The following is an 18,743-nucleotide window of genomic DNA, read 5'->3' as shown; positions in this document are numbered from 1 at the left end:
GCGCTTCGACCTTGAAACCGCCGTTTACGTACGGCCATAAAACATAATTCGTATTACGATTAGGGAATACCCGCTGAATGATGGCCGAAACTGACGGTGTGATGCGCCCCCGAGAGCACCCGTGTCCCACTATCCTCATCCTCATGGCAGCGTTGTGCAGCACAGCATTCGAAGAAGCTCCACATCTCGAATCGGGAAAAAAGATGCAAACGTTCGATGTGTTGACTTATGTTGCTCATACCTTGCGTGCGGGAGAGCGCGTAGCTGTTGCCTCTATTCTCTGCGTCGCCGTCGAGATAATGCTGCCGTATGGCAAGGTGTCGTTTGCATCACGCGCGCGCGGCATTCTGTTTCACATTTGTTATTTGTTTATAGGTGGGCTTTTCTTCGAACTTTATCATTCTGTGATCGTCGCACTGCATATCCGACCGCTTTTCTCGATATCGCTTGACGGCGTATTGGATTCGCCGCGGCCAGTCTGGCGCGCCACCGGCATCGCCCTTGCTATCGCTGGGGCGATACTGATTGGTGATTTGCTGTACTACTGGTTCCATCGCGCGCAGCATACGTTCGGTTTCTTATGGCGGTTCCACCAGGTCCACCATTCGATTCGCGAGATGAATGTGTGGAACTGCAATATGCATGTATCGGAGGAGTTGCTCCGTCCCCTCGTTGTCACGCTTCCAATGGCACTACTGATCGACTTCCATCCTCCATTCCTATGGTCGTTGATTGGCATGGTGATACTCATTCAGGGCACCTTCGAGCACGCCGATACACGCATCAGCTTTGGCCCGATTTCCTATCTGTTCCCAGACAATCGATTTCATCGAATTCATCATTCAGTCGAGTTGCGCCATTACAACCGAAATTTCGCTGCAGTCGTGACCTTATGGGACGTATTGTTTCGGACCGCACACTTCCCGAAGAAAGGCGAATGGCCCGAGGTCGGTCTTGACTACACTGATGAACCTGACGGTCTGGTTGATTATCTGCTGATGCCATTCACCGTCAGGCTACCCGCCACCGCTGTACAAGACCCATCCCCACGGAGGACGGAGTGATGTCCCCACTCGCAACGACACTCGGATCGCGGCTTGCCGATGCGAAAAACAGGCCATCGGGTTTCGACTACATGCGTCTCGTGCTCGCCGTCCTCGTGGTCGCGAGCCACACCATTAACGTCTGTTATGGTCACAAGTTCACTCAAGCGGTATGGTCCGGGCCTGCACGAGCACCGCTCGCGCTAATCTTGCCAATGTTCTTCGCTCTGAGCGGTTTCCTGGTTGCTGGCAGCTTCGAACGTTGCCGCACGATCGTTTCCTTCTGCGGGCTGCGGGTACTGCGGCTGCTACCCGCATTGGCGGTCGACACGCTGATCGCCGCATTGCTGATCGGGCCGTTCTTTACCACGCTTCCACTTCATCAATATTTCACTGATCCCGAGTTCCGGGCGTACTTCCTGAACATTCTCGGAGACGTCCATTTCGCGCTGCCAGGTATGTTCGCCAACAATCCTTGGCCGGATGCGATCAATCAGCAATTGTGGACGTTACCGTTCGAACTAGCCTGTTACGTCGCATTGACTATTGCGTCGTATGCCGGCATGGCACAACGACCGCATCTTTTACTCGCCGCATCGATTGGTGCGAACGTCTTACTCGTTGCGCTTGCGCACCGTTCCGGTTCGGCTGGTATGACCGTACACGGACCGATGCTCGTTCTCTGTTTCTTCTATGGCGTTTGCGCGTACCAGTTCCGCAACCGGATCGTCTGGAGTTCATGGCTCTGTGTGCTATCTGGCCTCGTCGCAGTGATTTGCCTATCCGTTCGCGGCGCGGATTACTTCGCGGCGCTGCCCGCCGCCTATCTGACCGTCTTTCTCGGACTCACGCAACCAAGACGCCACCGCTTTGTCGCAAGCGGTGACTACTCATACGGCATCTTTCTTTACGGTTTCCCGATACAGCAAACTGTGGCCGCGATGCTTGCCCCGGCCGCCCTCACCTGGTACGTTCATTTTCCGATTTCCCTCGCCCTCACACTTCTCTTTGCAATGATGTCGTGGCATGGCGTCGAAAAGCGTGCCCTGAAACTGCGCGGCTTGCTAGACCGTATCGAAACCGGCGCGTTGCATATCGCCGCCGCCGTGCCGGGGGGGCGATATCTCGTACCGGCGCCCGCGGTCCGAATCACGAAGTCGCCGACCCTCGAATGATCGTCAGAAGGCGGGGAGAGGCAGCCGCAGAGATTCAATCTCGCGCAATTCGTAGCGGCGCTGCGGTGCGTCTTTGCTCACCAAGGTCAGATACGGAGCAGCGAAATACCACTCTTCATCCAATACATCCGTTGGGTAGGGCCCGCGTTTTTTCATGCCGCCAGGATACCAGGTCTGGCGCGAAGTTCCTGACACGCATCTAAGATGGGTGGTTCCCGTCAGAGCCACAAAGGAAGGTCATGGGCATCGACTCGACACATCAAACCGCCATCAAAGCTTTCGTGTTCGATGTCTTCGGAACCGTGGTTGACTGGCGAAGCGGCGTCGCGCGCGAAGCGCAACCGTTTCTGCAGCGGCACGCGCCGAATCTCGACGCATCCGACTTCGCGGACGCATGGCGACGCGAGTATTCGCCCGCGATGGAAGAAGTGCGTAGCGGACGCAGACCGTATGTGCGTCTCGACGTGCTGCACCGGGAAAACCTCGTCAAAGTGCTGGCGCGTTTCGGCATCGCCAACGTTCCCGAGCCGGAGATCGATGAGTTGAACCTGGCCTGGCATCGGCTGGACCCCTGGCCCGATGCCGTCGACGCATTGCGGCGCCTGAAGGCGCGCTTCATCATCGCACCGCTATCCAACGGCAACATTCGCCTGATGGTGGACGTGGCAAAGCGTGCCGGTCTGCCTTGGGATGCCATTCTCGGTGCCGAAGTCGTCCGCGCCTATAAACCCTCGCCGCTGGTCTATAGCGAAACGGCGGAAATTCTCGGCATTGCGCCACGCGAATTATGCCTCGTGGCCGCGCATAACAACGATCTCGCCGCTGCCCGGCGCGTCGGCTTGAGCACCGCGTTCGTCGTGCGGCCCACCGAGCATGGCCCTCAACAGACGAGCGATCTGAACGCGCACGAGGCGTGGGACTTCATCGTCGACGATCTGCACGAACTCGCGACGCAACTAGGCTGCGCGCGCTGACGCAAACCCGCGCAAGGCGACGTACTGCAACAGCATGATCGTCTTGCCGTCGACGATTTCCCCTGCGTCGACCGCTCGCAACGCGGCTTGCAACGGCATTTCGATCACCTCGAGATCTTCCCCTTCATCCTCGACGCCGCCGCCGTCGTTGACCCGCATCGACGCGTCGTACTCGCCGACATAGAAGTAGAGCTTTTCGGTTACGGATCCCGGGCTCATGTAGGCCTCGAAAATCTTGTGGACCTGACCCACGCGATACCCCGTTTCCTCCTCGACTTCGAGCCGGATGCGTTCTTCCGGCGAAGCGTTGTCGAGCAACCCGCCCGGCGCTTCGATCATCATGCCGTCGTGACCGTTCACGAACGCGGGCATGCGGAATTGTCGCGTGAGTATCACGTTGCCGGTGCGCGGACTGTGCAGCAGGATCGTCGCGCCGTTGCCGCGATCGTAGGTCTCGCGGTTCTGCCGCTGCCATGTGCCATCGCGACGCAGGAAGTCGAACGTCACCTTCTTCAGCGTGTACCAGTCGTCGGATAGCAAGGTCGTTCCGACGATGCGAACCCGGTCTTTCGTTGCGGTCATGGCGCCTCCTGTCGACCATGGACAATGATTCATGGTATCGTGCAACTTCGTGCAATTTCAAGATATTTCATGCAATGCAATGTTGACGACCCAACGCAAGAAAGCGATCCTCGACGAACTCGCGCGCAACGGGCAGGTCCTGGCAGGCGAGCTGAGCGCGGCGTTTGGCGTGTCGGAAGACACGATCCGCCGCGATCTACGCGAACTGGCCGCGCAGGGGCGCTTGCAGCGGGTCCACGGCGGCGCGCTGCCCGCGTCGGCGGCGCTCGCGTCATTCGAGCAGCGTCAGGACATCGAGACGCTCGCCAAGCGGCGCATCGCTCGGCGAGCGGTCGAGCTGATCGCGCCGGGGCAAACCGTGATCGTCGACGGCGGCACCACGTCGGCGCTATTGGTCCAGGCGCTGCCGTCCGATTTGCACGCGACCATCGTCACGCATAGTCCGAGCGTCGCCACGGCGCTTGCCGCGCATCCTTGTGTCGAGGTGATCCTGATTGGCGGCCGGCTTTACAAACATTCGATCGTGGCCGTCGGCGCCGCGGCGATGGAAGGCATTTCGCGCATCCATGCCGACCTGTACTTCATGGGGGTGACCGGCGTGCATCCCAGCGCTGGGCTGAGCACCGGTGACTTCGAGGAAGCCGCGATCAAGCGCGCGCTCGCCGCGCGGGCGGCGGAAACGGTCGTGCTCGCGTCATCGTCGAAACTGAACGCCGCATCGCGGTTCGTGATCGGCGAGATCAAACTCGCGCAGACCATCGTGGTCGAGAAGAAGACCCGCGCGGAATTGACGAAGCCAATCGAAGCGGCTGGGGTGACTGTGGTGAGAGCGTAGGGGTGGCGCGCCCTGGATCACGCCGACGTCCTGGCTTTCGAGCAGGTACATGACGAAATCGCTGTCGTTGGCGATCACGCGTCCGTCGGGCGTACGCCGCCCGATCACAGCGGTACTGTATTCGCAGCCGGAACTGCCGCCGGTACGGTACTACGCGGTCTATCGCAACGACGGGCCGCAGCGGCTCTATTCGCACGTCGCAAGCCTCACGCGGGAGTTCTGCGATTTTTCGAAGCCGGAGTTTCATCCGCGCGCGGCCGCTTCCGAACAAAGATAAAACAGGCGACTTCTGGAGTGCTAGGATGACGCGCGCAACCCGGCTTGTTCCACGAAGCGACACTGCCGGGTTGCCGACACGATGGTGAAATCGTTGCGTTACGCAGCCTGATACTCAAGTACAGAGGAGACACTCAATGAAACTTTCGAAGCTGCTTATAAACGCGTTGGCGCTCTCGGCTCTCAGCTTTACCGCGGTCGCGGCTCATGCCGAAGATCTGCTCGACTCGGTCAAACAGGCCGGAGTCCTGAAGATCGGTCTCGAAGGCACCTATCCGCCGTTCGACTCGCGCAACAAGGACGGCGAGCTCGAAGGCTTCGACGTCGATGTCGCGAAAGCCGTGGCGGCGAAGCTCGGCGTAAAGCCGGTATTCATTCCGACCGAGTGGAGCGGCATTATCGCGGCGCTGCAGAGCGGCAAATTCGACGTGATCGTCAATCAGGTCACCATTACCCCGCAACGCAAACAGGTTCTTGATTTCAGCCAGCCGTACACGTACTCGGCCGCGCAGCTGATCCAGCGGGCGGACGACAAGCGTGAGTTCAAATCGCTCGACGAATTCAAGGGCGACAAGAAGATCGGCGTGACGCTCGGCACCAACTACGACCAGATGGCGCGCGCGGTACCCGGCATCAACGTGCAAACTTATCCGGGTGCGCCCGAGAAACTGCGCGATCTCGCCGCCAGGCGTATCGACGCGACGATCGACGACCGGCTGATGCTGCCGTACATCATCAAGAACTCGCAGTTGCCGTTGCGTACGGGCGCGGTGCTGAAAGGCGCCGAGCAGGAAATGGGCATCCCGTTCCGCAAGGACAATCCGAAGTTCGCGAAAGCACTCGACGACGCGCTGACCCAAATGAAGCAGGACGGCACGCTCAAGAAGATCTCGATGCACTGGTTCGGCACGGACGTGACTCAGCCTGTCGCGCAGTAATTTTCTCGTTGGTCTCGCGTACCCGCGCCGACCTGCCGAATGGTCGACGCGGGTACGCCGCTTGCTCGCTAAGCGGTTTTTGCCGCGGAATCGCTCGCGATCAACGCTTCCATTGCTTCGAATCACGAAGCAAGCGCGGATACGCATGCTGAATGCATGCACGCTCTGCTGCGCCGCAGTTGCCTGATGCTTCGAAAGCGTGCGATGCTTTCGGAGCCATTGATCCGGCCACCTCGTGTCGGACTCGCATGTCGCCGGGAGACGACCTCGAATGGCACGCGATGAGACCAGTGAAATGCCCACAACCTTGGAGGCATCATGAGCATTCAATCACTGTCTCGCAGCAGCACCGCATCAACCGCCCATCTCTTCTCCAGCTCAAGTAAGTATTTCGTGCCGCGGCGTTCGCCGATCACGCTCGGCGTCGCCTGCATCGCCTCGCTCGTCTTCGCATCCGCGAGCTGTCTGGCCGATACCCAGGTGGGCGCCACGCTGCCGCCGGCGCCCGACATTCTGTACGGCGATCTGTTCGTCGCCGTGCAAACCGCGCAGATCTTCGCCGACCAGAAGACGTTCGTCGACGCGACGCCGAATGGCAATCCCGCCGCGATCGTCCAGCTATACGAAACGCAGAAGAACCAGCCCGGCTTTTCGCTGCAGAAATTCGTCAGCCAGTACTTCACGCCGCCGCCCGATCAAAGCATCACGCCGCCGCCGAACCAGAGTCTGCGCGAGCACATCGACTGGCTCTGGAACGGCCTCACGCGCACGACGACGAGCGCGCCCGACTACAGCTCGCTGATCCCGCTGCCCAAACCATACGTCGTGCCGGGCGGCCGCTTTCGCGAAGGCTACTACTGGGATACCTATTTCACGATGCTGGGGCTGCAGGAGTCCGGGCGTGAAGATCTCGTCGACGATATGCTCGACAACTTCGCGTACATGATCGACACGTTCGGCCACATACCGAACGGCAATCGCACGTACTATCTGAGCCGCTCGCAGCCGCCGTTCTACTCGTATATGGTGGAGCTCGCGGCGCAAAAGGAAGGCAACAAGGTTTATCAGAAGTACCTGCCTGTGCTGCGCAAGGAGTACGCGTACTGGATGCAAGGCTCGTCCAGCAAGCCGCCCGGCGGCGCTACGCGCAATGTGGTCGTGCTCGACGATGGCACCGTGCTGAACCGCTACTGGGACGATCTGGACACGCCGCGCGACGAGTCGTACCTCGAGGACGTGCAGACCGCGCAGGCGAGCGGCCGGCCGGCCAACCAGGTCTACCGCGATCTGCGCGCGACCGCCGAAAGCGGCTGGGATTTCAGCTCACGCTGGTTCGGCGACAACCAGACGCTCGCAACGGTGCGCACGACATCGATCATCCCGGTCGATCTGAACAGCCTGTTGTTCCATCTGGAGACGACGATCGCGCGCGGCTGCTCGGAGACACGCGACTTCCGTTGCGTCGCGCAGTTCATCGGCTACGCGGCGCGGCGCGCGGAAGGCATCAACCGCTATCTGTGGAATCGCAACGGCTACTACGGCGACTACGACTGGCAACTCGGCAAGTCGCGCGACAACCAGACACCGGCGATGCTGTATCCGCTGATGGCCGGCGTGGCGTGGCCCGATCGCGCGTGGAAGACCGCTCAGACCGTGGAGAATGTGCTGCTCAAGCAGGGCGGCCTCACGACGTCGACCTATAACACCACACAGCAATGGGACGCGCCGAACGGCTGGGCGCCGTTGCACTGGATCGCGATTCAGGGCCTCAAGCGCTACGGACGCGCCGACCTCGCGCAGCCGATCGGCACGCGCTTTCTCGCGGACGTCGAGAACGTCTACAACACGCAGCACAAGCTCGTCGAGAAGTACGTCGTGGAAGGCGCGGGCGAAGGCGGCGGCGGGGGTGGCGAGTATCCGCTGCAGGACGGCTTCGGGTGGACCAATGGCGTAACGTTGATGCTGCTCGATCTGTATGGCAATGGGCAGTGAGTCCCCGCGGCATTTTCAGGCGGGTGCCGTGAGGTAGGTCTTACGATTGCAAACACATGATGCCTACGAGGTCGTGAAAACCTCGTAGCCAGAATTTCACGCCTCGGCCACTCGATACACCGGCCCGGATTCGCCGCACGAATCGCTCTGCGGGCAGTCCAAATCTGATCGACGTCGTCAGTAAGATCATCTCCGGTGGAAGCAGCATGATCTGGCTCGCCAATATTGTTCTCGTGCTGCACGCGCTGATCGTGCTGTTTATCGTCGGCGGACTATTCGCGATCTGGATCGCCCACGGTTTGCAACTCCGGTGGGCGCGCAATCGCGCATTCCGGACGACACATGTTCTCGCCATCGGTATCGTGGCGACCCTTGCAGTGCTCGATGTGCCGTGCCCGTTGACCGTTCTGGAGGACTATCTGCGCACGGGCGCGTCCGGTCCGCAAGGCTTCATACAGCGCTGGGTTAGTGCCTTGCTCTATTACGACTTTCCGGGCTGGGTGTTCGTGCTCGCATATGTCGCGTTCTTGCTGGCGGTGCTTCTTACGTGGCGCCGAATTCCGCCACGATCGTAACTGGGACATGGCCGCCCGAGCACCTGATCCGCTTGCGCAATTGCGCAGCTGACCTGCTCGATGCCAGACGATTGCTCTTCCGAGGTCTACTGGACGGCGAGCGGCTTCGCTTCGCCCGTTGGTTCACGCCAGGAAGCGCCGGCTTATCGCAAGCGATTTTTTATTTGGCCGCCTTGTCGACGGATTTGACCTTGGTCCATACCAGCACTGAAGTACTTTGCTTTCCCGTTACCGGGTTCTTGTCCGGCAGCGTCGTGATGTACAGATGCTCGCCGTCGATTCTGAATCGACGCACCTGCACCGTGCCGGTCCACGACTCGTTCCACGACGCGTCGACATGATGACTGACGAGGTCGCCGTCGGTGTTATACGTTCCCGCGTAGGCGCTGAGTCCGCTATAGAGTTCGATGCGCTCGGCGTCGGTCGGTACGACACCCGCAGGTGCCTTTCGTCCTTCCTTGAGCACAATCGCGTGCATGCGGCCGTCGGCGCTATAGCTCAGATAACCGTCCGGGTGTGCGCCGAATAGATCGGTCTTTTCGCCATTGGCGAGGTCTTCGGTCGTGAAAGACCGCAGCTTCCAGGTTCCCAGCAGCATAGTGTTGCCGTTACGCCGATCTCGTGCCACCGCCGCCTCCTTTTCCGGAAACGAAGTACGCAACTCGCTTCAACATCGCGATCGTTGGATTCCCACGACACTACGCGCAACCGCTCGCCCACGCAATCACCGCCACCCGAACGGAATTTCCGCAACTTACCTTTTAATTCTATTGAGAACACATTTTCACCGGTTAAATTTACCATTTAATTAGATTTTACAAGCGCAATTAATTCCGACAACGTATCCCACGAAAATCCGCAGTTCATCGTCGCTATTCAATGCGATTCGGATAAACGCCGCCGGCATTTTTCCGCCTCATGCCGCCGCAACCGCACCGATGCTCCATCACAGCGCCCTATTCCTCGACAACGAGCCGACTTTATTCTGAATCACATAATTGCCGCTTGATCCTTGACAAGACCGCATTTCACATCCTATTTTCACTCTTGCTGTAAGCATCGGAAAGATTCAATTTTAAATTTCTCTTGAAATGTCGAGATAAATCGACAGGGAATTCCTTTATCCGTTCAATTAGCAATTGCAGAAAGCAAAGCGAAATATTGATGCAAGCATTTTGAATTAATGCATTGCGAAAAACTGTCCATGAAACCGCTGCGTGCCATCGAGTGCGGTGCGGGTTATTCGATCTCCCATGCGCGCGACCGGCGAAAAGCGGCCTTTGTGTAGCGGTATCACTCACCAGGGAACGAGATGAAACCAGACAGAAGGAATACCGACGATGGTCGCGTCCGTCGTCATGGCCGGCTCGCCGCGCTAAGCGCGCTGACACTCGGAATCGTTATCCTCGCCGGATGCGGCGGCAGCGACGGAGGTTCGTCGGCGTCGGCGGTACCAAGCGGCATGGCGCAGGTCGCCAATCAGGCGCAAGCGGCGTCGGCGCCGCAGACGCCATCCGCCAATCAGCCCTACACCGATCTCACCACCTATTCGACGAGTGCGACGTCCGGGATAGCCGCGTCGCTGGTCGCGGAGAAAGCGGCGATCATGCATTACCAATGGACGTCCGGCAGCACCACCGTCAATTACACGACGACCACCGGCCACCTGACCGCAATGGATCTGACGAGCGGCGCACCCGAAGCGACGATGTCCTACGTGGCCTACACGGCGCCGAGCACGAATGGCAAACCGCGCCCCGTTACGTTCGTCTATAACGGCGGGCCGGGTTCTTCGTCGATCTGGCTGCGTCTCGGATCGTTCGCGCCGACGCGCGTCGCGACCACCGATCCGCTGCTGAACGGCACCAGCTGGCCGAACTATCCGCTTGTGAACAACACCGAGAGCCTGATCGACACGACCGATCTCGTGTTCATCGATCCGCCTGGCACGGGCCTCTCCGAAGCGATCCTGCCGAACACGAACCAGACCTACTGGAGCACCGATGCCGACGCGAACATCATGCGCGACTTCATCATCCGCTACCTGACGGTCAATTCACGCAGCAGCTCGCCGATCTATCTGTACGGCGAATCGTACGGCACGCCTCGCACCGACATCCTCGCGCTCGCGCTCGAATCGGCCGGCGTGCAACTGACGGGGATCACGCTGCAGTCTTCGATCCTGAACTACTTCGCGGATGCGATCGAGGCGGTGGCAATCACGGGTTCGCCCGACCAGCTCGCGCTCGAAACCGATACATTGAGCGGCTACATGCCGGGCTACGCCGAGGTCGCGGCGTACTACAACCAGGTATCGCCAGCGCCAGTGAGTCAGGCGACCTACGCGCTTCGCAGCGAGGCGTTCGTGACCGCCAACTACAACCTGTTCAAGAATTATTCGCTGTACTGGACCTTGAGCCAGCTCGGCGCGCCCACCTACGCGGGACCGCCGAACTTCCCGCCGACGTGGCTGGAGAAGGTCTGGGACGCCGAATCCGGTCTCACGTTGCAGGCGATGCAGGGCTACTTCAACATCAATCCGTTCAACCTCACGCTGGTGCCAGGCTCGACGATAGGCCGCTACGATGGTCGCGTGTCGTTGCCCAACTCGGACTCGCGTCTGCAGAGCGACGGCGACCCGTCGGACATCCTGATCTCGCTGCCATTCACCAATGCATTGGCGACACAGATGCCGGATTACCTCGGCTACACGGCGCCGAACGCGGCGTACATGCCGCTGAACGACGCGATCATCGAGGTGTGGGATTTCTCGCACGGCGGCCAGCCGCTGCCCGACACGATCCCCGATCTGCTCGGCGCGCTAAAGCTGAATCCGCAACTGAAGGTGCTGGCGGAAAACGGCTTCCACGATCTCGCCACGCCGTTCTTCAATACCGAGAAGCAGCTCGCGCGGCTCAAGACGGTCCAGGGTCTCAACCCGAATCTGCAGGTCAACTTCTTCCAGGGCGGACATATGATTTATCTGGATGACGTGGCGCGCCCGCAGATGAAGGCGGATCTCGCGGCCTTCTATGGCGGCACGCCGATAGCGGGCGCGCTGACGCTCGCGACGCTGCCTCAGCCGTGGGCCGACGAAGCGTCAGCCGCTACGCCGACGAGCGAGGCGCTCGCCGCGGCCGCGCCCTGATCGATGGTGGTTTCGCTTCGCGCGAAACCCTCTGACTACTTTTTATGGCGAATGATCATGTCTTCAATCGATATCTTGCGACGTACTCTGGCGTTGATCGTCCTCGGTGTGATCGTCGGCAGTGCGCATGCGTTGCCGCCCCAGCCGGTGGCGCCCGTGACGCTACCCAACGGCGGACACGGCGTGGACGGTCCGTTCTTTCCTCATAACCGTGCCAACGCGGTCGCGCCGACCACCGGCTCGACGCTGCAGCAGCAGGCTCAGCAGCGCGTGGAGAGCAGACTGGGCGCGAAATCGGTGCTCAGCAACGGCTCGTCGATCACCAAGGCCCAGGCGCAAAGCGATGGGCTCGGCTATATCGCCAGGCATTTTGACGAGATCGATACCGCGCATTCGGGCCGCGTGACGTTGAACGACGTTCAGCAGTATCTGCAGCAGCATCAGCAGTGAGAGTCAGCTAGTCCAGTGGTCCGGGATGACGGTTGGCGGTGCTTCGCGGTCGTGCGACGCACCGCCGGCCGTATGCAGCTGCGCGCCGCGCGCGCGGCGGATCGCTCACGCTCACTTGCCCGTTGCCGCCTGGATCATCTTCCATCCATTGCCCGCCGGATCGCGAAAGCCCGCATCGACGCTGCCGAAACGATCCACCGGCTCCTGCGTGAATTCCACGCCGCGCGCCTTCAACTGCTCGTAGCTCGCGCGACAGTCGGCAACGGACAGCACCAATGGCGGCATCGCCCCCTTCGCGACCATCGCGCGCAGCGTTTGCGCGGTCGCTTCATCGTGGACCGGCGGCCCCGGCGCGAACAGTCCCAACTGGAAAGACGGCTGTTCCGGGTGCTGGACCGTGAGCCAGCGGTAAGCACCGTTGCGCACGTCGGTGTGGACGCGAAAGCCGAGTTTGTCGACGTAGAACGAAAGCGCCGCATCCTGATCGTCGACGTACAAACCGACCACATTGATACCCTGATTCATGACTCCTCCCTCGCTGGTTGAGGGTTCGACTGTATCGCTGGCCACGCGGCGGCGCTTCTCCAAAACTGCGATCGGCAGGTTCGGGCGTTTGCCCGGCCTTCGGCACGTTGGCGCGCCGGCTTCGGCGACGACCGCGCGAATCTCGTCCTCCGAGTAACCGAGCGCGCCGATCGGATCGGTCGGCGACGCGACGCCGCCGGAGGCCATGATCTTGATCTGGTCGGCGCCCATCTGCAGTTCTTCGCGCACGGCGCGGCGCAACGCGTCGACGCCATCGACGACCCGGCCCAATGCACCGACGCGTGCGCAGCAGTTGCAAGGCGCGTCGCCAGGCATGAAGTCCGTGCGCGCGCGACCTTCGCCATGGCCGCCGGAGCGGTTCAGCGGTTCAGGCGCATCGCGGCGATTTCTTCGAGTGACCGGCCGCGGGTGGACACGCCCATGATCAGAACCGCGAGCGCACCGATGATCAGCACCAGCGTCGTGCCGCCGAAAACCCCGCCGAAGCCCAGACGCGGATACAGAAAGCCGACCAGGATCGGCGCGGCGATCGCGCCGAGGCGTCCGATCGCCGAAGCGACACCCATGCCGGTCGTGCGCACTTCGGTAGGGAACACCTCGGGCGTGTAGGCGTAGACGCCGGCATAAGTCCCGTTCATGAAGAACGACAGCAAAAAGCCCGATGTCAGAATTTCGGCATCGCTGTGCGTGAGCGCGAGCCCTAACGCGGAGAACCCGCCGCGCGCCATGTACGTGACGATGGTCGCGCGGCGGCCGATCTTTTCATTGAGCCACGCGCCCGAGAAGTAGCCGGGAATCTGCGCGAGGTACATGACCAGTGAATACGAAAAACTGCGCGTGATCGTCATGCCGCTTTGCACCAGCAGACCGGGAATCCACGTAAAGAACGCGTAGTAACTGAACGTGATCGACAGCCACATCAACCAGGCCATCGCGGTGATGCCGGCCAGTTGTCGCGACCAGAGCGCCTTGAGTTTCGCCAGTGGCGTACCGGACGCGACGGGGGCTGGGGCGCTCGCCCCGACCGCTTGCTCCGGCAGGAGTGGCAAGCCGGCGGCGTGTACCACTGCTTCCATCCGTTCGACGACCACCGCGGCTTCGGCGGTTCTGCCGCGGAAAGGACAGCGCCGTGGCGCCGGGCATGGTCGAACGAGTATAGGAAGTCGGAATGAGCGGGTCTTGGTTGGAAACCGCATCGAACATGCGGATTCCGGCATCAGGGCGCGGCGTGCCGCGAGACGCTAAAGCGCTTCGCAAAGGCAGCGGGGCATCGGTATCGCGGCGCTCGCGCGTCGAACGCGAGCGCTGCGTCCCTTCTGATCGTCGACGTGCGCGCCGACCACATCGATACCCTCATTCACGACGTCTCGCTGGTAGGAGGCTCGACGGTGTCGCCGACCACGCGGCGGCGCTTTTCCAGAACTGCGGTCGTCAGATCGGGGCGTTGTGCGGCCTTCAGCACGCAGGCGGGCACGCGATCGAGTTCAGCGGGATCGGCGCGTGCCTGCACGCGCATCTCGCTCGGGCTCAGGCCGGTAATGTCGCGAAAGACGCGGCCGAACGTGCCGAGGCTTTCCCAGCCGGTCGCGAACGCAATGTCCGTCATGCCGAGGTTGGTGTCACGCAGAAGCGTGGTGGCCTGTTCGATACGCCGCGTCAACAGATAGCGGTGTGGCGGCACGCCGAAGGCCCGCTTGAACGAACGCGCGAAGTGCGCCGCCGACACGCCGCTGACTTCGGCCAGCCGCCGCACGGGCCAGGCTTCGTGCGAGGCGGCATCGATGCGGTCTTTCGCACGCAGCAGGCGACGCAGCAGCGCCGGGTCTTCGAGTGCTTCGGCGCCGCCCGAGACGGGGGTCGGTTGGACTGCAGGGTCGTGTGAGCCGGGCATATGTTCGCGTTAGAACCGATAGCCGATGCGCGGCCGCCGCCGCGCCAAGAACGATCGCGGCCATGAGGAGCGTCCAGGCAGGCTTTGTCATCGAGCGGCAGGCCTCGTGTTGATGGAACGACGCACAAGCTGCGGCCCCTGGCCCTGACCGCAACCCGAGGCCATTGTTGCACGGCTTTGCGTGAACCTCGCGTCAAAGGCCGATCGAAAATTTTTCGATTTATTTAAAGAGATGGCAACGGTGCTGTGGACGATACCGCGAAGAACACCGACGCGTTCGACGGCTACCTGAAGAACGTCGTGTTCGCCTACAACATCAGCACCGGCGACGACCGGCCAGACGTGGTCGGGTTCTTCGCAGTAAGCAGCAAGCGTTAAACGCTGATGGCAACAGCGTGCGGCGGCGGCAAGCCGCACGCGTCGAGATAGAAGTGTTTCATTCGACGGCCCGCGCGGACTATTCCGCACGGGCCGTTTTCATTTCATGCGCCTGGTCGATCGTATGTCTGCCATGGTGGGCGCTTCACGCGGTCTGTTCGGTCTTGCCGTAAGTGAGCCGGCCGTTTTTCGACAGCAGCACCGCAACCGGCCGCGTCATTTCGAACTCGGAGAAAATGATCGTCATGCTGGCGGTGATCGGCACCGCGAGAAAGGCGCCCGGCACGCCCCACAAAGCCGACCACACGGCCATGCTCGCGAGAATCGCGAACGGGCTCAGGTTCAGGGAGTTGCCCGTCAGATACGGATCGAGAATATTGCCGATCACGAAGTGAATCGCGGTCAGCGACACCAGCACGACCAGGATCGAATTCAGGTCGCCGAACTGCAGCACCGACATCAGCACCGGGAACACGATCGCGAGCACCGAGCCGATATAGGGCACGTAGTTCAGCAGCGCGGTCAGTATCGCCCACAGCCCGGCGAACTCGAGGCCGACGCTGCGCATCGCGAGCCAGCAGATCCCGCCTAGCAGCACGCCGAGGAACGTCTTCAGCGCGAGATACGCGCCAATGCGCCGGTTGATGTCGGTGACCACGCCCCGGATACGCGCCGCGTTGGTCGAATTGGCGGTCATGTTCGTCAGCTTGTCGCCGAACGTCCGGCGCTCGACCAGCAGAAAACTCGCGTACAGCACGATCACGAACAGGTCGATGATCACCGACGAAAGCGACGCCAGCATGCCGGTCACCATCGCCTGAATATTCAACTGTGTGAGCATGTTCCGCCGCAGCGATTCCCACGTCGGCTCGCTTTCGAGGTGCAGCAGCGTCGAAATCTTGTGGATCATCAGCAGGACCGAGTCCTGGTAGCGCGGTGCGAGCGCGACGAGCGCGTCGTAGTTCTCGACGAGCATGTCGACCGCGAAGAAGATCGCGGCGCCGATCAGAAACATCGAGAGTCCGTAGCGCAACTGGACCGGTAGCCGCGGGCCGATCACCGGAATGCGTTGCAGCAGCCGCGTGAAGTCGACCACCACGTATACCGCGATCGCGCCGAACACGATCGGCACGAAAACCGCGCGCCCGATATACAGCACCCAGCCCACAATCAGCAGCAGCACCACTACATATACGGACGCTTGCAATCTGTCGGTCATTGGTCAGTGCTCCATGAATCCGCAAACAGGTGCGCCAGAGAGTCACCCCAGGGTCACCCGAGGACGAAGGCGATGGCCGGGCACGCGCCCGCCGTGCGATCCCCTTACCAGCCGGTCGCGCGATGGACAGCACTGATCTTCGCACAGAACGATGACAGCTCACATAAAAAGCGCGCCAGATCGCTCCGCCGGCAAACTCCGGGCCGACACCTCGAAATGCGCCAGCAGAATGTCGCGAAACGTTGCGATGCGCCGGATTCGCTCGTGAAACCCATCTGCTACGCTGCCCTAATCGGTTTCAATCACCTGACGTGATCCGAAGCGAGCGCCTGCGTCACGCGGTGGCAGCGCACGGCCGAATCCATGCAGTGAAGCCGCGCCGCGCGTGCCCGTGCGATGTCCGCGGTATATCTGTGCGTGATGTCCGATTGCACGCATCCTCTCACCTCACGACATGGGAGTACGAGATGCTGCAACGGCTGGGGTCGCGATTCGTCGCAGTGGGTCTGATGTGGACATTGTCCGCCTGTGGCGGTGGTGGGGGCGGCAGCGGCGCCGACCCGGCCAGCACCGGCTCGAACGGCGCGGCTGGCGCGACCACGCCAGCATCGAGTCCCGCGCCCGCGTCGAGTCCGACACCGGCATCTAGCCCGGCCCCCGCGTCGAGCCCGTCGAGCGCATCCGACGCGAGCGCCACGACACCGAAGCTCGCCGCCGCGACGCCGATCATCGACGGCACGACACTCGGCGCCGCCATCTGGCCCGCGGGCGTCACGGCTTCGGGCGGAACCGGTCAGCCCGTCAGCGGACTGAACTGCGGGTTGCGCAGTACCGCGTACACGTACGCGCATCTGTCGATCTACCAGAACGGGCAACTCCTGACGCTGCCACCCAACATCGGCATGGTCGAGCCGACCCTGACCACGCCGACTGGCTGCGCGTATCCGGTGCACACGGTCGATTCGAGCGGCAAGATCCATATGGACGCGACGACCGGCGCGACCTATACGCTCGGCCAGTTCTTCTCGATCTGGGGCGAGACGCTGAGTGCGTCGAACGTGGCGGGATTGACCGCCTCGCCAATCGCGATCTACGTGAACGACGGCGGCACGCTCACGCAATATACGGGCGACCCCGCGAGCCTCGTGCTGGAGCCGCACACCGAAATCACGGTCATGGTCGGCACGCCTGTCACCCAAGTGCCCACCTACACCTGGACCGATCCGCCGCCGTTCGACCCGAACCCGATCACGCTCGTCTTCGGAGGCGTGGTCGGCTCGTCGTTCTGGCCGAACGGCACGACCTCGACGGGCGGCACCGGCACGCCGGTCGACGGCCTGACCTGCGCGCCGGACATGAGCGTGCTGTACCACGTGCACGCGCACCTCGCGATCATCAAGGACGGGCAGTGGCTCGCGTTGCCGATGAACGTCGGCATCCTGTCGCAATGCACGTATGAGATGCATACGCACGACAACACCGGCATCATCCATATCGAAGCGCCGAACCTCAAGACCTATACGCTCGGCGACTTCTTCGATATCTGGGGCGAGCCGCTGACGAACACGAACGTCGCGGGCATCATGGGCGACGTGGTCGCGTATATCAACGACAACGGCGATTCGCGCCGCTATATGGGCGACTTGCGCAGTATCGAGCTGACGTCGTTGCGCGACATCACGCTGCAAATCGGTACGCCGCCGGTAAGCACGTTGGCGACGTATTCGTGGTACGAACCGCAGTGACGTCGGCCGGAGGCCGCGTCACTTCGCCATGGCGCGGCTTCAACGCGACGTACCCGAATGCCCGATACCGCCCGGTCCGCGCGGCACGATGCCCGCGACGGAGCGCGGCGCCGCGTTCGCGACCAGAATCATCGCCGCGCCGGCGAGACCGCTCGACACGTGCTTCAACGCATGGCCGGCGATCACGTGATGCGTCAGCTCCCATATCTGCCAATCGAGGCTTTCGAAAATCTTCGCGACCCCGTAGAAGACGATCACGAGCGTCCACGCGATCACGCCGTCCACCTTGCGCATGAGCGTCAGGCCGACGATCAGCATGAGCCCGCCGAACTGAAGAATCGCGTAAGGCCACAGGCTGTTGAACACGAGCCAGTAGCCGACGGTGGCGGGCGACACGACCACCATGATCAGCATCTGCGCCCAGCCGACGCGCTGTCCGCTCCACGACGTCCATAGCATGGCGAGGATGCCGGCGAATACGATGGTCATCGGCAGGCGGTCCCAGACGAGCGTCGCATCGTTGGGCGCCATGTGGTAGTAAGCCGAGCCGAACGCGGTGAAGAGCAGCCCGAGCGCGGCGACGACCATGCCGGGAAATTGCGCCGGCTGGTCGGACGCATGGCGCCGGACCCAATGCAGACAGAGCACACCGGCGATCAGAATGACGACGTTCGACAGCACGTCCGCCGCATGGTGCAGCGGCCCCAGCGAGCGTTGATCGGCGAAGTGGTGATACGAGGCCGGCTGCGCGAGCGGCCATATCATCTGCAGCGCGGTGCCCACCACGAAAAGCAGCACGCTAGCAAGCAGCAAGCGGGAGATCTTCACGTTGCTCGACTCCACAGTGGGCGAAACGCTCGAAGGCGCCGTGAACCGGACCCTTTATGACCCTTTACGCTGACACGGAGCGGATCACGCTCGATTGCATGGAAGCCATGCGGTCGATGCGCAGCCGGGTTGGCCCCCGTTCGAATTC

19 protein-coding genes and 2 pseudogenes are annotated in these 18,743 nt (G+C 61.6%); 12 read left to right on the top strand and 9 right to left on the bottom strand.

Annotated features, from left to right (window positions below; translation table 11 throughout):
• Positions 1–77: 77 nt before the first annotated feature.
• Both F6X40_RS04150 and F6X40_RS04145 read left to right on the top strand, forming a co-directional pair.
• Positions 78–1,064: a sterol desaturase family protein gene (locus tag F6X40_RS04150; protein ID WP_262421361.1), complete on the top strand. Its 987-nt coding sequence runs from the start codon at positions 78–80 to the stop codon at positions 1,062–1,064.
• Positions 1,064–2,218 carry an acyltransferase family protein gene (locus F6X40_RS04145; protein WP_184074451.1) on the top strand — a complete coding sequence of 385 codons (1,155 nt, stop codon included), beginning with the start codon at positions 1,064–1,066 and terminating at the stop codon, positions 2,216–2,218. The genes F6X40_RS04150 and F6X40_RS04145 overlap by 1 nt, the downstream gene beginning before the upstream one ends.
• 36 nt (positions 2,219–2,254) lie before the next feature.
• On the opposite strand, the pseudogene F6X40_RS04140 reads toward F6X40_RS04145, so the two are convergent.
• Positions 2,255–2,374: pseudogene (locus F6X40_RS04140) on the bottom strand (IS5/IS1182 family transposase); the annotation flags it as partial.
• Between the two features lie 83 nt (positions 2,375–2,457).
• Between F6X40_RS04140 and F6X40_RS04135 the strand changes: the two are divergent.
• Positions 2,458–3,192, top strand: a complete 735-nt coding sequence (locus F6X40_RS04135) for a haloacid dehalogenase type II (RefSeq protein ID WP_187626916.1) — start codon at positions 2,458–2,460, stop codon at positions 3,190–3,192.
• Here F6X40_RS04135 and F6X40_RS04130 read toward each other — a convergent pair.
• A complete protein-coding gene (locus F6X40_RS04130; RefSeq protein WP_184023738.1) occupies positions 3,175–3,774 on the bottom strand; it encodes an NUDIX domain-containing protein in 600 nt (199 codons plus the stop codon). The two genes, F6X40_RS04135 and F6X40_RS04130, sit on opposite strands and share 18 nt — an antisense overlap.
• A gap of 79 nt (positions 3,775–3,853) precedes the next feature.
• Here F6X40_RS04130 and F6X40_RS04125 point away from each other — a divergent pair, with 79 nt between their 5' ends.
• The 5 genes from F6X40_RS04125 to F6X40_RS04105 all read left to right on the top strand — a co-directional run bounded on the left by F6X40_RS04125 (position 3,854) and on the right by F6X40_RS04105 (position 8,390).
• On the top strand, positions 3,854–4,609 hold the full coding sequence (locus F6X40_RS04125) for a DeoR/GlpR family DNA-binding transcription regulator (protein WP_184045063.1): 756 nt from the start codon (positions 3,854–3,856) through the stop codon (positions 4,607–4,609).
• Between the two features lie 49 nt (positions 4,610–4,658).
• Positions 4,659–4,886 carry a hypothetical protein gene (locus tag F6X40_RS04120; protein ID WP_187626915.1) on the top strand — a complete coding sequence of 76 codons (228 nt, stop codon included), beginning with the start codon at positions 4,659–4,661 and terminating at the stop codon, positions 4,884–4,886.
• A 136-nt stretch (positions 4,887–5,022) separates the two neighbouring features.
• A complete protein-coding gene (locus F6X40_RS04115) occupies positions 5,023–5,823 on the top strand; it encodes a transporter substrate-binding domain-containing protein (protein WP_184068106.1) in 801 nt (266 codons plus the stop codon).
• Between the two features lie 318 nt (positions 5,824–6,141).
• A complete protein-coding gene (gene treA, locus F6X40_RS04110; protein ID WP_187626914.1) occupies positions 6,142–7,815 on the top strand; it encodes an alpha,alpha-trehalase TreA in 1,674 nt (557 codons plus the stop codon).
• Positions 7,816–8,021: 206 nt separating this feature from the next.
• Positions 8,022–8,390 (top strand): DUF2784 domain-containing protein, encoded by a 369-nt coding sequence (locus F6X40_RS04105; protein WP_184068112.1) that lies wholly within the window; start codon positions 8,022–8,024, stop codon positions 8,388–8,390.
• Positions 8,391–8,550: 160 nt separating this feature from the next.
• On the opposite strand, the gene F6X40_RS04100 is transcribed toward F6X40_RS04105, so the two are convergent.
• Positions 8,551–9,018: a lipocalin-like domain-containing protein gene (locus F6X40_RS04100; protein ID WP_187626913.1), complete on the bottom strand. Its 468-nt coding sequence runs from the start codon at positions 9,016–9,018 to the stop codon at positions 8,551–8,553.
• A 684-nt stretch (positions 9,019–9,702) separates the two neighbouring features.
• On the opposite strand from F6X40_RS04100, the gene F6X40_RS04095 reads away from it, so the two are divergent.
• Positions 9,703–11,538: a S10 family serine carboxypeptidase-like protein gene (locus F6X40_RS04095; RefSeq protein WP_187626912.1), complete on the top strand. Its 1,836-nt coding sequence runs from the start codon at positions 9,703–9,705 to the stop codon at positions 11,536–11,538.
• Positions 11,539–11,589: 51 nt separating this feature from the next.
• Positions 11,590–11,988 carry a 2-oxoglutarate dehydrogenase gene (locus tag F6X40_RS04090; RefSeq protein WP_184068121.1) on the top strand — a complete coding sequence of 133 codons (399 nt, stop codon included), beginning with the start codon at positions 11,590–11,592 and terminating at the stop codon, positions 11,986–11,988.
• 111 nt (positions 11,989–12,099) lie between these two features.
• Here F6X40_RS04090 and F6X40_RS04085 read toward each other — a convergent pair whose 3' ends face one another.
• From F6X40_RS04085 to F6X40_RS04070, 4 genes and pseudogenes are all read right to left on the bottom strand, one after another.
• A complete protein-coding gene (locus F6X40_RS04085) occupies positions 12,100–12,513 on the bottom strand; it encodes a VOC family protein (protein ID WP_184005430.1) in 414 nt (137 codons plus the stop codon).
• 111 nt (positions 12,514–12,624) lie between these two features.
• Positions 12,625–12,891, bottom strand: a pseudogene (locus F6X40_RS04080) (amidohydrolase family protein); the annotation flags it as partial.
• A 2-nt stretch (positions 12,892–12,893) separates the two neighbouring features.
• Entirely contained in the window at positions 12,894–13,601 is a 708-nt protein-coding gene (locus F6X40_RS04075) for an MFS transporter (protein ID WP_410452382.1), read from the bottom strand.
• A gap of 290 nt (positions 13,602–13,891) precedes the next feature.
• Positions 13,892–14,425: a helix-turn-helix transcriptional regulator gene (locus F6X40_RS04070; RefSeq protein WP_187626911.1), complete on the bottom strand. Its 534-nt coding sequence runs from the start codon at positions 14,423–14,425 to the stop codon at positions 13,892–13,894.
• Between the two features lie 246 nt (positions 14,426–14,671).
• Between F6X40_RS04070 and F6X40_RS42110 the strand changes: the two genes are divergently transcribed.
• Positions 14,672–14,803 (top strand): hypothetical protein, encoded by a 132-nt coding sequence (locus F6X40_RS42110; RefSeq protein ID WP_260336466.1) that lies wholly within the window; start codon positions 14,672–14,674, stop codon positions 14,801–14,803.
• A 145-nt stretch (positions 14,804–14,948) separates the two neighbouring features.
• Here F6X40_RS42110 and F6X40_RS04065 read toward each other — a convergent pair whose 3' ends face one another.
• Positions 14,949–16,022: an AI-2E family transporter gene (locus F6X40_RS04065; protein WP_184061789.1), complete on the bottom strand. Its 1,074-nt coding sequence runs from the start codon at positions 16,020–16,022 to the stop codon at positions 14,949–14,951.
• Positions 16,023–16,489: 467 nt separating this feature from the next.
• Between F6X40_RS04065 and F6X40_RS04060 the strand changes: the two genes are divergently transcribed.
• Positions 16,490–17,767, top strand: coding sequence for a hypothetical protein (locus F6X40_RS04060; protein ID WP_187626910.1), 1,278 nt, complete (start codon positions 16,490–16,492; stop codon positions 17,765–17,767).
• A 39-nt stretch (positions 17,768–17,806) separates the two neighbouring features.
• Here the strand turns inward: F6X40_RS04060 and F6X40_RS04055 are convergent, their stop codons facing one another.
• Positions 17,807–18,595 carry a hypothetical protein gene (locus F6X40_RS04055; RefSeq protein WP_187626909.1) on the bottom strand — a complete coding sequence of 263 codons (789 nt, stop codon included), beginning with the start codon at positions 18,593–18,595 and terminating at the stop codon, positions 17,807–17,809.
• Positions 18,596–18,743 lie beyond the last annotated feature (148 nt).

Source organism: Paraburkholderia sp. UCT31 (assembly GCF_014397655.1).
GTDB lineage: Bacteria > Pseudomonadota > Gammaproteobacteria > Burkholderiales > Burkholderiaceae > Paraburkholderia > Paraburkholderia tuberum.
Note: the sequence above shows the minus strand (reverse complement) of the source record. Positions and strands in the feature narration are given on the sequence as shown.

What these genes read in the sequence shown, in the direction of transcription:
- F6X40_RS04115 (WP_184068106.1), top strand. Translation starts at nt 5,023, where the DNA reads ATGAAACTTTCGAAGCTGCTTATAAACGCGTTGGCGCTCTCGGCTCTC.
- F6X40_RS04145 (WP_184074451.1), top strand. Translation starts at nt 1,064, where the DNA reads ATGTCCCCACTCGCAACGACACTCGGATCGCGGCTTGCCGATGCGAAA.
- F6X40_RS04150 (WP_262421361.1), top strand. Translation starts at nt 78, where the DNA reads ATGATGGCCGAAACTGACGGTGTGATGCGCCCCCGAGAGCACCCGTGT.
- F6X40_RS04130 (WP_184023738.1), bottom strand. Translation starts at nt 3,774, where the DNA reads ATGACCGCAACGAAAGACCGGGTTCGCATCGTCGGAACGACCTTGCTA.
- F6X40_RS04120 (WP_187626915.1), top strand. Translation starts at nt 4,659, where the DNA reads ATGACGAAATCGCTGTCGTTGGCGATCACGCGTCCGTCGGGCGTACGC.
- F6X40_RS04095 (WP_187626912.1), top strand. Translation starts at nt 9,703, where the DNA reads ATGAAACCAGACAGAAGGAATACCGACGATGGTCGCGTCCGTCGTCAT.
- treA (WP_187626914.1), top strand. Translation starts at nt 6,142, where the DNA reads ATGAGCATTCAATCACTGTCTCGCAGCAGCACCGCATCAACCGCCCAT.
- F6X40_RS04060 (WP_187626910.1), top strand. Translation starts at nt 16,490, where the DNA reads ATGCTGCAACGGCTGGGGTCGCGATTCGTCGCAGTGGGTCTGATGTGG.
- F6X40_RS04090 (WP_184068121.1), top strand. Translation starts at nt 11,590, where the DNA reads ATGATCATGTCTTCAATCGATATCTTGCGACGTACTCTGGCGTTGATC.
- F6X40_RS04125 (WP_184045063.1), top strand. Translation starts at nt 3,854, where the DNA reads ATGTTGACGACCCAACGCAAGAAAGCGATCCTCGACGAACTCGCGCGC.
- F6X40_RS04065 (WP_184061789.1), bottom strand. Translation starts at nt 16,022, where the DNA reads ATGACCGACAGATTGCAAGCGTCCGTATATGTAGTGGTGCTGCTGCTG.
- F6X40_RS04135 (WP_187626916.1), top strand. Translation starts at nt 2,458, where the DNA reads ATGGGCATCGACTCGACACATCAAACCGCCATCAAAGCTTTCGTGTTC.
- F6X40_RS04105 (WP_184068112.1), top strand. Translation starts at nt 8,022, where the DNA reads ATGATCTGGCTCGCCAATATTGTTCTCGTGCTGCACGCGCTGATCGTG.
- F6X40_RS04085 (WP_184005430.1), bottom strand. Translation starts at nt 12,513, where the DNA reads ATGAATCAGGGTATCAATGTGGTCGGTTTGTACGTCGACGATCAGGAT.
- F6X40_RS04070 (WP_187626911.1), bottom strand. Translation starts at nt 14,425, where the DNA reads ATGCCCGGCTCACACGACCCTGCAGTCCAACCGACCCCCGTCTCGGGC.